Origin of the sequence: Ensifer sp. M14, from assembly GCF_003355565.1 — a bacterium.
Lineage (GTDB): Bacteria > Pseudomonadota > Alphaproteobacteria > Rhizobiales > Rhizobiaceae > Ensifer.
The window spans coordinates 1-12,570 of sequence record NZ_QJNR01000016.1; the positions used below are offsets into that span (position 1 = coordinate 1).

The 12,570-nt window shown below is 60.1% G+C and carries 12 protein-coding genes and 2 pseudogenes; 7 read left to right on the top strand and 7 right to left on the bottom strand.

Annotation, left to right across the window (positions count from 1 at the left end):
- On the top strand, positions 1 to 773 hold a 773-nt coding region (locus BLJAPNOD_RS32130; protein ID WP_244611183.1), incomplete at its 5' end, for a nucleotidyl transferase AbiEii/AbiGii toxin family protein.
- Positions 774 to 986: 213 nt separating this feature from the next.
- Here BLJAPNOD_RS32130 and BLJAPNOD_RS32135 read toward each other — a convergent pair.
- The 5 genes from BLJAPNOD_RS32135 to BLJAPNOD_RS32155 are packed head-to-tail and all read right to left on the bottom strand — an operon-like array spanning position 987 to position 5,872.
- Positions 987 to 1,574, bottom strand: coding sequence for a DJ-1/PfpI family protein (locus BLJAPNOD_RS32135; RefSeq protein ID WP_077500236.1), 588 nt, complete (start codon positions 1,572 to 1,574; stop codon positions 987 to 989).
- Between the two features lie 60 nt (positions 1,575 to 1,634).
- Positions 1,635 to 2,600: a substrate-binding domain-containing protein gene (locus BLJAPNOD_RS32140; protein WP_077500238.1), complete on the bottom strand. Its 966-nt coding sequence runs from the start codon at positions 2,598 to 2,600 to the stop codon at positions 1,635 to 1,637.
- 29 nt (positions 2,601 to 2,629) lie between these two features.
- On the bottom strand, positions 2,630 to 3,625 hold the full coding sequence (locus BLJAPNOD_RS32145; RefSeq protein WP_077500240.1) for an ABC transporter permease: 996 nt from the start codon (positions 3,623 to 3,625) through the stop codon (positions 2,630 to 2,632).
- Positions 3,591 to 5,183: a sugar ABC transporter ATP-binding protein gene (locus BLJAPNOD_RS32150; protein ID WP_077500242.1), complete on the bottom strand. Its 1,593-nt coding sequence runs from the start codon at positions 5,181 to 5,183 to the stop codon at positions 3,591 to 3,593. Before BLJAPNOD_RS32150 ends, BLJAPNOD_RS32145 begins: the two co-directional genes overlap by 35 nt.
- Entirely contained in the window at positions 5,180 to 5,872 is a 693-nt protein-coding gene (locus tag BLJAPNOD_RS32155; protein ID WP_173238077.1) for a GntR family transcriptional regulator, read from the bottom strand. The genes BLJAPNOD_RS32150 and BLJAPNOD_RS32155 overlap by 4 nt, the downstream gene beginning before the upstream one ends.
- 95 nt (positions 5,873 to 5,967) lie before the next feature.
- Here BLJAPNOD_RS32155 and BLJAPNOD_RS32160 point away from each other — a divergent pair, with 95 nt between their 5' ends.
- From BLJAPNOD_RS32160 to BLJAPNOD_RS32190, 6 genes and pseudogenes are all read left to right on the top strand, one after another.
- The gene (locus tag BLJAPNOD_RS32160) at positions 5,968 to 6,972 is read left to right on the top strand and encodes an Ldh family oxidoreductase (RefSeq protein ID WP_115422815.1); all 1,005 of its coding nucleotides are present in this window, start codon (positions 5,968 to 5,970) and stop codon (positions 6,970 to 6,972) included.
- A 21-nt stretch (positions 6,973 to 6,993) separates the two neighbouring features.
- A complete protein-coding gene (locus tag BLJAPNOD_RS32165; RefSeq protein ID WP_115422816.1) occupies positions 6,994 to 8,193 on the top strand; it encodes an iron-containing alcohol dehydrogenase in 1,200 nt (399 codons plus the stop codon).
- Positions 8,194 to 8,207: 14 nt separating this feature from the next.
- Entirely contained in the window at positions 8,208 to 9,671 is a 1,464-nt protein-coding gene (locus BLJAPNOD_RS32170; RefSeq protein ID WP_115422817.1) for an NAD-dependent succinate-semialdehyde dehydrogenase, read from the top strand.
- Between the two features lie 15 nt (positions 9,672 to 9,686).
- Entirely contained in the window at positions 9,687 to 10,526 is an 840-nt protein-coding gene (locus tag BLJAPNOD_RS32175) for an alpha/beta hydrolase (RefSeq protein WP_115422818.1), read from the top strand.
- Between the two features lie 607 nt (positions 10,527 to 11,133).
- Positions 11,134 to 11,277: pseudogene (locus tag BLJAPNOD_RS36295) on the top strand (ATP-binding protein); the annotation flags it as partial.
- 17 nt (positions 11,278 to 11,294) lie between these two features.
- A pseudogene (locus BLJAPNOD_RS32190) lies at positions 11,295 to 11,459 on the top strand (transposase); the annotation flags it as partial.
- Positions 11,460 to 11,768: 309 nt separating this feature from the next.
- Here the strand turns inward: BLJAPNOD_RS32190 and BLJAPNOD_RS32195 are convergent.
- Together BLJAPNOD_RS32195 and BLJAPNOD_RS32200 are read right to left on the bottom strand one after the other, a co-directional pair.
- Positions 11,769 to 12,191, bottom strand: coding sequence for a type II toxin-antitoxin system VapC family toxin (locus BLJAPNOD_RS32195; RefSeq protein WP_115422820.1), 423 nt, complete (start codon positions 12,189 to 12,191; stop codon positions 11,769 to 11,771).
- Positions 12,188 to 12,442, bottom strand: a complete 255-nt coding sequence (locus BLJAPNOD_RS32200) for a type II toxin-antitoxin system Phd/YefM family antitoxin (RefSeq protein ID WP_077500258.1) — start codon at positions 12,440 to 12,442, stop codon at positions 12,188 to 12,190. Before BLJAPNOD_RS32200 ends, BLJAPNOD_RS32195 begins: the two co-directional genes overlap by 4 nt.
- Between the last annotated feature and the right edge of the window lie 128 nt (positions 12,443 to 12,570).

Genomic DNA, 12,570 nt, shown 5'->3' on the forward strand with positions numbered 1-12,570 from the left:
CCCGGATGGCCCGTGAACAATACATGCGCCAGGTCGATCTCCTGGTGCGGACCCTTCCTTTCATCGCCCGTCACGAGGCCTTCGCCCTGAAGGGCGGGACCGCGATCAACCTCTTCTATCGCGACATGCCGCGGCTCTCGGTCGATATCGACCTGACCTACCTGCCGATCGAGGACCGTGAAACGACGCTGATGAACATCGACACGACACTGGAGCACATCCGCGAAGACTTGATGCGCAATCTGCGCGGTGTGAGCGTCCAGCGGATCGCCGGCGGCGGAAACAACGACACGCGCGTTCTCGTCCGACAGGGAAATGCCGAGATCAAGATCGAGACGTCACCCGTTGCGCGCGGAACCGTGCATCCGACCGAACGCCGACGTGTCAGTGCAGCGGTAGAGGACGCATTCGGTTTCGCCGAGATGCAGGTCGTCTCGTTCGAGGACCTGTTCGGCGGAAAGCTGCACGCGGCCGTGGACCGGCAGCATCCGCGAGACCTGTTCGATGTGAAACTGCTCTATGAAAACGAGGGGCTGACCGACGCCCTGTTCCGGACTTTCCTGATCTATGTCGCCAGCTCAGGGCGCCCGCCGCACGAGTTGGTCAGGCCTTCGCTCGCAGACCTCGACGAAGCCTTCGTGAAGGAGTTCGAGGGGATGACGGCCGAGATCAATGGTGAGCTTCGCGATCTTTTGCGGGCACCGTCCCGACGGCCATGGCCGAACGGGCCCTCCCTGTTCAACGCCAAACCGCCGCTCCTGCGCGCCGCCTAGCCGAGACAAGTTACCGGTCTCAAGAATGAAACGGCCGCATTCTTACGTTTAAGTGCCAAACAACACACGTTCCGCCAGATCGCTAAGGTGTCATCTCGGCATAATCATTGAACGCAAATGAAAGATCGTTGCCCCGAGGGTGATCAAGATAACGCCTTTGGTGCACCAGCCCGCCCCGAAGAAGACGGGGCGGGCGGTTCACGCTTTCCCGTTTCAGGCATGCGTGATTTTTGTTCCGAGCACGTTGAGGCACTCTCGCATGAAAGCGGCAAGCCCCGTCCAGCCCTTGGCCGACACCATGTTGCCGTCGACATAAGCCTCCGTGGGCTTGACGTCGATATAGGTGCCGCCAACGGCCGTGACTTCCGGCTCGCAGGCACCGAGGCCGGCGACCTTGCGTCCTTTGAGCACACCTGGAACCGCCATCAGGATCTGCACGCCATGGCAGATCGTGAAGATCGGCTTGCCGGTCTCATGGAAATGGCGGACCATGTCCTGGATGCGCTTGTCGGTGCGGATGTATTCCGGTCCGCGACCACCCGCCGCGTAGACGGCATCATATTCCTCGACGCGCACTTCGGAGAATGTCTTGTTTATGTCGGCATAATGGCCGAGTTTTTCCGTGTAGGTCTGATCGCCCTCGAAATCATGCAGCGATGTCTTGATGCGATCGCCGGCCTTCTTGTCGGGACATATGACGTGGACCGTATGGCCCACTGCTTCCATCCCCTGCTGGAATACAAAGATCTCATATTCCTCGGTGAACTCGCCGGTCAGCATGAGGATTTTCTTGCCGCTCATAATGTATCTCCTGTTTGAACTAAATGATCGGCGCCCGGAGTGGCCGGGCGCCGTTACGTTTCAGAAGGGGGAAGCCGGGAAGTAGAACTGGTCGGCATTTTGCGGCGTGATCAGCGGCGCACCGAGCAGGAACGACCCGCGCACCGGAGCCTGTCCGGTAAACTGGGCGGCTGTCATGTACATCGCCGACTTGATCATCGACGGTGGATAGGGCGTCGAGATCGGCGTGCGCTCGTTCTTCTCCTTCACCATCTCGATAACCTGCTTCATTCCGTTGCCACCGAGCGCGTACTTAATGTCCTTGCGACCGGCATTATCCACCGCTTCGAGAACACCGAGCAGCATGTCGTCGTCGTTGGCCCAGACCGCGTCGATCTTGGGATATTTGGCGAGATAATCCTGCATCAGCTTGAAGGCTTCGTCCTGGTTCCAGTTGGCATACTGGATATCGAGGATCTTGATGTTTGACTTGGCAACGACATCAGAGAAACCCTTGATGCGTTCGTCATCGATGACAGTCGGAATGCCGCGAAGAACGACGATCTGGCCCTCGCCTCCAAGCTTGTCCACGAGCCAATGGGCAGTGTTGGCGCCGACGGCAATGTTGTCGCCGGCGACGTAAAGATCCTGAACGCTTGGATCGGTCAGGCCGCGGTCAACCACGGAAATGAAGGTGCCGTTCTGCTTGATCTGCTCGACAGGCCCCGTCAGTTCTTCAGAGGTAAACGGCAGGATTACTAGGGCGTCGAGTTTGCGGCTGGCCGCCAAATCTTCGAGCGCGGAAACCTGTGCAGTTGCCGAGGATGCCGTGGACAGAACGACGTCAATGTTCGGAAACGCAGCCTCCAGCTCCTTTTCCGCCTGTTCGGCGTGATAGACGACGCCTCCGGTCCATCCATGCGTCGCTGCCGGAATGGAAACGGCGATCGTCACCTTGTCTTCGGCCTGCGCGCTACCGAGTGGCAGAACGAGGGCCAATGCTGCGGTCGATAACAAAAGACCGACTTTCTGGATTACAGACTTCATTTTCTCCTCCTTTGAAGTCAGTGCTGTTTTCAGCGGTTGGCGGTAAAGCGGTGTGCCAGCATGGCGATGATGATGATCGCACCCTGGACGGCGGCAACGAGGTATTCCGAGACCATGTCCGAAAGGACCATGACGTTGGCGATGACCTCGAGAATGAGTGCGCCGGCCACGGTGCCACCAATGCGCCCGCGTCCGCCGCGCAGAAGGGTGCCACCGATGACGACGGCGGTAATGACCTGCAATTCCCAGAGCTGACCCGTCGTCGGCGTCGCGGCACCAAGGCGCGGCACGTAGCAGATGGCCGCAACGGCAACGCAGACGCCTTGGATCACGTAGGCGAGGGTCCGCACAGCGGCGACGTTGACGCCCGAGAAGCGGGCGACTTCGACGTTCGATCCCACAGAGGTCAGCCGGCGGCCGAACTTGGTCTTGTACAACAGGAACGCACCCAGGATTACCACAACGAAGGTGATCAGGACCGGATAGGGTATGCCGAAGAGACTACCGAAATAGACCGGGCGGTAGGCCTCCCGCAGAGCCCGGTCGATCGGCAGGGACCCGCCATCGGTCATGAAGGTGATGAAAGCCCGGAAGATGCCCATCGTGCCGAGCGTGACGATGAAGGGTTCGATTTTCCCGAGCGTGACGATGAGCCCGTTGAACAGACCGCATAGCGCCCCGACCACGAGAGCAAGCGCTGCTCCCATCGGAATGGCCCAGGCACCGAATGAAGGGGCCAGATAGTTCATCACCATGATCATGATGCCGGTGACGAAGGCCATCATCGAGCCGACCGAAAGGTCGAGGCCGCCGGAAGCGATGACGAAGGTCGCTCCGACAGCGATAATGGCGATGAAGGCGCTGCGGGTAACGACGTTGATCAGGTTCGCGGAGGCGACGAAGTTGGAGTTCACCAACGCGCCCAGCAACACGATCACCGCAAGGGCGATGAAGGGCGCCAGGTCCGCCCAGCGGATGCGGCCTCCGTCGTCAGAGGGTGTGATTGTTGCGGTTGCTGTGGTCATTTTCGTCCTCCCCGACGTCGTCACGCCCGCCGACCGTGGCGGCGTAGACGATGTTTTTCTCATTGATTTCAGCGCCGTTCAGTTCGGCGACGATCCTGCCTCCCCGCATCACGAGAACGCGATCGGCGAGCCCCACCAGTTCCGGCATTTCCGATGAGATGACGATGCAGGCCTTGCCCGCCCGCACCATGGCGTCGATGAAGTCGTAGATCTGGCTCTTGTTGCCGATATCGATGCCGCGCGTCGGCTCATCGATGATCACCACCGAAGGATCGGCCAGCATGACCTTGGCCAGCAGCAGTTTCTGCTGGTTACCGCCGGAAAGCTTTCCCGCGTCAAGCCGAAGTGAGCGCACGCGAATATCGTAGTCGGCGACCACTTTCTCCAGCCGGGAGCGCTCCTCCCGCTTGTCGAGCACGCCACCTGGATTGACCGCATCAAGGGCCTGAAGCGTCAGGTTTGGACCAAGCTTCTCCTCCAGAAGCAGGCCCTTCCCTTTCCTGTCCTCGGTCAGATAGACGAGCCCTGCCTCCATCATCGTGCGCACCGAACGGTGTTTGATATCCTTGCCGTTGAGCATGACGCTGCCGGCATGTGAGGGGCGAAGACCCATCAACCCTTCGATCAGTTCGGTTCGCCCCGCGCCGATCATGCCGCCGATACCGAGCACCTCGCCCGGCCGGACGCTGAAGCTGGCACTCTCGGCGCCATGATTGACCGTCAGATCCGTCACCGAAAGGATAGGCGCTGCATCTGCGGGCGGGCGTTTATGGGGATAAAGCATCTCCAGCTCGCGACCGACCATGAGCTCGGCCATTTCACGCTGGCTCAGGCCTGCAGCCGGCCAGGTGCCGATCATCCGCCCGTCACGCAGGACGGTTATGCGGTCGGCAAGCGCCTGCACCTCATCAAGGCGATGGGAAATATAAAGGACTGCCACGCCGTGATTGCGCAGCATGCTGACGATATCGAGAAGTGCAGCAACTTCGTCATTCGCCAGAACCGCCGTCGGCTCGTCAAAGATGACGACCTTTCGATCGTCGAGAAGCGCCCGCGCGATCTGCACCAGTTGGCGCTGGGCAAGCGGCAGCTTTCCGACACGATCACGCGGGCGCGCCGACGAGCCGACCCGCGCGAGAAGTTCCGTGGCACGCCGGTTCATGGCCCGGTCATCCACCATCAGGCCGCGGCCGACTTCCCGACCCAGAAACAGGTTTTCCGCTACCGTAAGGTCCGGGGCAAGCAGGATTTCCTGATGCACCAGCACGATGCCGGCGTCTTCCGCTTCCACCGCGTTTCGAAATTCCCTCGGCTCGCCATCCATCAGCAAGCCACCGTCCGTCGGCGCGACGTATCCGGACAGCAACTTCATCAGCGTCGATTTGCCGGCGCCATTTTCACCGATGATGGCATGAACCTCTCCCGCACGGACATCGAGCGTCACATCCGACAGGACGGTGATTGGGCCGTAGGCCTTACCAACGCAATCGGCCCGGAGAACCGCGACCGCCGAACTTTCCGGCGGCGCCATGGGTTGAGGGGAAAGAACCGCGTTCATTCGAAGGCCGACAGCAGCCGATCACGCGAGCGCTCGATATGGATGCGCATGGCATCGAAAGCAGCCTGCGGATCTCCTGATCGAAAAGCGATGAGCAGGTTCTCGTGCTCCTCAAGGGCCTCCTGCGTCACGCGCGTATGGAACATGAGCCGGAAGATATGGAGATGCACATGCTGGTTCGAAAGGGTGTTCCGGATCACATCGTTTCCGGCGATCTTGAGGATTGCATCATGAAAGTGCGCATCCGCCCGAGCAAAGCGTGAATATCGCGTGTTGCGATCGACGGGCATGTCGCCATTGCCCATGTCTGCCGCAGAATTTTCAAGCTGCTGCAACGCTTCAGGAGTCATATCGATTGCCGCAAGCCTGGCACCCTCCGGCTCGACCAGAAGACGGAAAGCATAGAGATCCTGGAATTGCTTTTTCGTCCATTGAGGTGCTGCGCTATAGCCGACAAGATGCTCTTTGCGCACAAGGCCTTCACGCTCCAGGCGGCTTAAAGCCTCTCGGATCGGCGTTTGAGAAACGCCGATTTCGCGTGCAAGCACGTCTATCGGAATGCGGGCGCCGGGCGTGATCTCCAGGGACATGAGGCGGTGATAAATGTTGTCATAGACCCCATCGACCACGCTGCTCGGACGCAGGCTCGTCCCTTTGATTTCTCGTTCCGCTGCAAATGCCACCTTCAATCTCCGGCTTGCTTCTTGACACGCTGACATTTGTTGCAAATAAGATATCGTATGTCAAATACAATATCGTATATGATCTGATATAGGATTTTAGAATGAGGATGTCGCCTGAACGGCTTCGACGACTGGCGATCGCTCTCCTGGAAGCAAGAGGGACGCCACCTGCCAATGCTCATCTCCAAGCCGATCTCCTGCTGGAAGCCGAATTGCGAGGCTTGCCCTCGCATGGCCTACAGCGATTGCCGCTCCTCCTCTCGCGATTGGAAAAGGGGCTCGCCGACGGGCGCACATATGGAACGGCGACATGGCGCAGTCGATCGTTTCTCAGCATCGACGGCGAGCGCGGCCTTGGACCGGTCGTCATGATGCATGCAATGGAAACGATCCGGCCAGTCATGAGCGAGACGGGGATCGCCATCGCTGCGATCCGCAACGCCAACCATATGGGCATGCTGGCCTATTACGCAGAGGCTGCAGCAAGAAGCGGCCTGATCGGCATCGTCATGTCGACCAGTGAGGCCCTGGTTCATCCCTTCGGCGGAACGCGGGCCTTGCTGGGAACCAATCCCGTCGCCATAGGCATTCCCTCCAGCGATCACCCCTTTGTGCTGGACCTTGCGACAAGCGTCGTATCGATGGGGAAAATCAACAACCACGCAATGCGCGGCGCGCCCATTCCATCAGACTGGGCCGTGGATGCAAAAGGTTCCCCGACGACGGACCCGAATGCGGCCAAGTCGGGGGCAATCGCCCCGTTCGGCGGCGCCAAGGGCTACGGCCTCGGACTTGCGATCGAACTCCTCGTTGCCGCGCTTGCCGGCTCCGATCTCGCGCCCGATGTGCATGGTACGCTCGACGATATCCATGCCGCCAACAAGGGTGATCTTCTCATCCTCATCAATGCGGCATCTGGACACGGGAACGCCCGCTCGCTTGCAGCTTATCTCGACCATCTGCGCCGATCCCCGGCATCCGACCCCGGAAAACCGGTGGCGATACCGGGCGATGGCGCACGCAGGCGCCGCATTGCGGCGGAGAACGCAGGGATAGAGCTGCCGCAACCACTTTTGGAAAGTCTTTTGGCGCTCGAGGCCGCCTGAATCAACGGAGGAGATGTGGAAATGAACCTTTTCGGCACAGTGAGGGCGCCGCGCGAACTGCTCTTCGGCTCGGGACAACGGCATGCTCTCGGGAATATTGCCGCCCGGCTGGGCCGGCGCGCGCTGATCGTCACCGATATGCGCCTTTCCGCGGATGCCGATTTTCTCGCGCTCGTCCGGCAACTCGAAGATGCCGGCATCGCGGTCATGATCGACAGTTCCACTCTGCCGGATGTACCGGTCGACTCCGCGGCAAGAAGCGCGGAAGGCGCCCGAAACTTCGCTCCTGACCTCGTTATCGGCATCGGCGGTGGCTCGTGCCTCGACATGGCCAAATGCGTGGCTCTGCTCCTGACCCATGGCGGGCGACCGCAGGATTATTATGGGGAGCATACCGTTCCGGGCCCCGTGATGCCGCTTATAGCAATTCCGACCACCGCTGGCACGGGCTCCGAGGTCACCCCCGTCGCCGTGCTTTCCGATGCCGAGCGGAGCCTGAAGGTCGGTATTTCCAGCCCTCACCTCATTCCAACCGTTTCCATCTGCGATCCGGACCTCACCCTCACCTGCCCGCCCGCGCTGACGGCAATTGCGGGGGCGGACGCTTTGACCCATGCGCTGGAAGCCTTCACCGCAATTCGCCGCGACCCCGTGCCCGGCATCGCGCAACAGCGTGTCTTTGTCGGCAAAAACGAAATGTCCGATCATTTTGCGTTGCGTGCCATCTCGTTGCTCTGGCAGGGTTTGGAGGCTGCCTGCAAGGACGGCACGGATCGAAGCGCGCGCGAAAAGGTCATGCTCGGGGCCACGCTCGCGGGACTTGCCTTCGGTGTAGCCGGAACCGCAGCGGCCCATGCCATTCAGTATCCCGTTGGCGCGCTTACCCATACCGCGCATGGCCTCGGGGTTGCCTGCCTCATGCCCTATGTCATGACATGGAACGCGCCGGCCATTCAGGACGAGCTTGGAAGCATAGCGCAGGCCGCCGGTCTTGACGGGCCGGACGATGTCGTTCCCGGCCTTACTTCCCTTTTCGCGTGCATAGGTATTCCCCCGACGCTGCGTGAACTTGGTCTTGAAGAGAGCCGGATCGGCTGGGTTGCCGAGCAAAGCATCGGCATTGCCCGCCTCGTCCAGAACAATCCGCGGCCCCTGAACCTCGACGACATGCAAAACCTCATCGCCGCCGCCTATCATGGCGACCGGTCGCGCCTGAACTGAAAAGGACTTCCATCATGACGTTTCATGCCCAGATCAACGGATATGCCAATCCTGCTCGTCACGCGGAAGGCCTCTACATCGGCGGCACATGGAGAAAGGGCGGAGGAATAGCCGTCATGGACCCATCCACGGGCGAAAAACTGGCCGAAGTCGCGGATGCTTCCGTTGAAGATGCGATGCGCGCCGTTGATGCGGCGCACGCCGCTGCCGCCGCCTGGCGCGCCACGCCAGCCCGCCAACGCTCAGAAATCCTGCGGCGCTGGTTCCAGCTCATGACGCAACACGCCGAAGAGCTTGCCACGCTCATCGCACTGGAAAACGGCAAGGCGCTGCCTGACGCGCGCGGTGAAGTCGCTTACGCCGCCGAATTCTTTCGCTGGTATGCGGAAGAAGCGACGCGCATTCCTGGTGAATATCGCCACACGCCGTCGGGCTCGCATCATATCATTGTCGATCACGAGCCGATCGGCATCGCGGTCCTTATCACGCCCTGGAACTTCCCGGCCGCCATGGCGACCCGAAAGATCGGTCCGGCTCTTGCCGCGGGCTGCACGGTGATCCTCAAACCGGCCTCGGAAACGCCGCTGACGGCTTATGCCATGGCACGCCTTGGCGAAGAGGCCGGCGTACCCGCGGGCGTCGTCAACGTGCTGACAACAAGCAATCCGGGCGCGGTGACCAACGCCATGCTGGCCGATCCCCGCGTGCGCAAGCTTTCCTTCACTGGCTCCACTGGCGTAGGCCGGACGCTACTTGCCGAAGCTTCGAAATCCGTGGTCAGTTGCTCTATGGAACTCGGCGGCAATGCACCCTTTATCGTCTTCGACGACGCAGACCTGGAGGCTGCTCTCGACGGCGCGATGATCGCAAAGATGCGCAATGCAGGCGAGGCCTGCACCGCCGCCAACCGTTTCTACGTCCAGGCCGGCATCCACGATGCCTTCGTCGCCGGCCTCACGGCGCGCATGGCCGCGCTGGCGATCGGTCCGGGCTACGATCCTGCAACCCAGTGCGGCCCGATGATCACCACCAACGCGGTGCGCAAGATCGACAGGCTGGTCACGGACGCCATTGCGTCCGGCGCACGCGCGACGACGGGCGGCAAGCCGCTTTCGGAAAACGGCTATTTCTATCCGCCGACCGTTCTCGAAAACGTGCCTGCAGACGCCGCGATCGCGCGTGAGGAGATCTTTGGTCCCGTCGCGCCGGTCTATAAATTCGTTACTGAAGACGAAGCTGTCAAATTGGCGAACGACACCGAATACGGCCTTGCCGCCTACGTCTACACCCAGGATCTGAAACGGGCGATGAAAGTCGGCAAACGGCTTGAGACAGGCATGCTCGGGATCAACAGGGGACTGATGTCCGATCCGGCCGCACCCTTTGGCGGCGTCAAACAAAGCGGCCTTGGCCGTGAGGGCGGCGTCACCGGCATTCTGGAGTTTATGGAGGCAAAGTACTACGCAGTAGACTATTGACTCTGGAGGAACCCGATGACGTCACAAGATCTCTACCGAATTCGCGATTTCGTGCCCGACTTCGACACTATCGCTGCCGAATTTGCAGAACGCAGCCGGCAGCTCTCAGCCAGGTCCAAGCTGATGGCCGATATCCGGTACGGCGCGCGTGACAGGGAGGTCCTGGACGTCATCCTGCCTGACAACTTCAAGGCTGGCGCTCCACTACATGTCTTCGTTCATGGCGGCTACTGGCGATCCGGTGAGAAGGAAAACTATCGTTTGGTCGCCGCTCCCGTCCTTGAAGCCGGGGGCATCGCCGCTATCGTCGAATATGACCTGATGCCCGGTCAACGCCTGCAAGTCTTGGTGGATCAGGTGCGGCGGTCGGTGGTCTGGCTCCAAAATCATGCGGCCGATTTTGGCGCAGACCCACTCAAAATGACAGTTAGCGGCCACTCGGCGGGCGCGCATCTTGCTTCCTTTCTCGCCGCCATAGCCCCGGGAGAGACGGAGCGCCCTGCCCTGCCCGTTCTGCAGGAGATGTTGCTGGTGAGCGGCATATACGATCTGTCTGAAATCCCGGACAGTTTCCTGCGTGATGAGGCCAAGATGACCCCGGCGGAGGCCGCCGCATGGTCCCCTCTGACGGCAAACCAGTTGCCTTCGCCCCGGCGAATAATCGCGTTTGGCGCGGAAGAAACGTCCCCGTTTCATGAACAGGCACTGGCGCTGAGCAAGAAGCTGAGCATCGATGATAGTGCCGTGCAACTGATGTCGACGCCGGGTTTCAACCATATGAGCGTCGTTCTGGACCTTGCAGATCCTTTTGGCCGCCTCGGAGGTTTGGTCGTCGAGATGATCTCGCGCGGCTGACAGGGGCTGCTAGTCATTCGGACTGCAGGTGCGGCGTCTTAAAAGCGGGAAGTCCGCTATCTCGGCGCGTCCTTGATGCACCTGGGAACTCTCGAAAGCGCTGCACCTGCAGAAGGCGAACGGCTGGCCGCACTTCGACCGGGCACCAGAGGCTCTCCATGGTTTGGGGTTCAATCAACCGCCTGTAACCGGCGGAACGACTCGCAACCGTTAGCCGCCGCGGTCGGTTCAAATTTCTTACGCCCGCGGCTCGATAACAACGTACCTTTCGGGCTTCATAAAACTGCAACCAAATGCCGCCATAGCTCTATCGAATTCCGATTATCGCTTTACGAGGCTGCGGCGGCAGGAGCCCGGCGAACGAAACCAGCGGCGCCCACCTGCCGACGTCCCGATGCCACGGCGTCCAGGGCAACGATGGCCCCCTGGGAAGCGCCAACGAACGCGGCCCGATCATTGGTGTCCTCGAAGTCCTCGCGCGGCACGACGTCGCCGATGATCGAGTCCAAGGCATTAAGGGCTGCGAGGATCGGAGCAGGATCGAGCGGATTTCCTTCCCTTGAGAACCATTGATGACCATACCGGTGGTGAATACGCGCGTCCGACTCTGCTCGACCGCCTGACCCACCGTTGCCATATCTTGGAAACCGGGAACGACAGCTTCCGCTTCAAAGCCAGCTCAGCCGCAGCGGCGCACAATAGAGGAGAAAAGGCCACTCTACACGGAAGGCCTGTTCCGACACTTCGATAATCGACGCCAAATCGCATCTACTCTACACGGAAGGCCTGTTCCGACACTTCGATAATCGACGCCAAATCGCATCTTACGCGGGCCTCGCCCCCTCGCCTTGGCAAAGCGGCAATGTCAATCGTGAGCAAGGCGTATCGAGAGCGGGAAATCCGCGATTGCGAGCGACAATGGTCGAGCTCGCCCTGACGGATCCAGGTGGACGGACCGGGAATCCTTTTGGCTCTCAAACGCCGATCTTGAGTTTGGTCCCGTTCTCCTGAGCCCGTGCCCGTCGAAAACGGGATAATGGTGCAGCCGCTACGGACGGCGACCTAATGTGAGGTTGTATAGGCCCGCGAACGGGCCGGTAAGACTATGGGCTCAGACCGTGGATCCGCCAAAGCGGAGAAATTCAATGCCACTCGACTGACCAATCGACAAAGATCCTGATGTGAAAGGATTCGAACTGAAGCGGACTGAGTTCGGAGGTAGTATGGCGGCTGAGACGATCGTCAGCCTTGCCATGGATCGACAACCACAACACCCGTGCCTTCGAAATCCCTGACATTGCAAGTCACGACTACCATGTCGTGGACCAAAGCAGTCGCGGCAATCAAGGCGTCTGCTTCGTTGCGCCTGTCGGGAACATGCAAGTGCGCGCAACGAGTCGCAACCGTATCATCGACCGTCAGAATGCGACCTGCGAACTCGGGTCGAACCTGGCTGTCGAGCCAAGAGCGCAGCCGCGCGCCTTGTGCGGCATCCCGGCGCTGCACGCTAAGCACTCCTCGCTCCAATTCGAGGACTGTGATGGCCGAGATGAAGAAGTGAGCCGCATCTTCTGCCCCAATCCACGCTACGACATTGGCATCCGCTTTGCCGTCGCCGACCTTGCGTAGTTCCGAGATAACGTTGGTATCCAGCAAGTACTTCAAGACAAGTCCACTTCGCGAGGTCTGATTTCAACTCGGCGCAGCTCGAAATCGATTGCCGAGAGACCCGGCATAGCGAGAGCCTCGATAAGGCTACGGTGCTTGCCGCTCAAGCGCTCGAATTCATCATAGGTCATGAGGACATGCGAAGGCTTGCCGCGGTCTGTGATGATAACCGGGCCGCTTTTTGCCGCCTTCTTGGCGCTGCTGACGTCATGATTCAGTTCTCGGCTGGAAAGGGTCGTGATGCTCATGAGGCGCACCTCCATGTAGGTAATTACCTACATATAACATTGAAGGACGGAATTGCAAGTCGCGTAAACGCCTGAGCGCTAAGCGCTAACTGAAACGGATTCCTTCCCAGTCGATACATTATGCGATC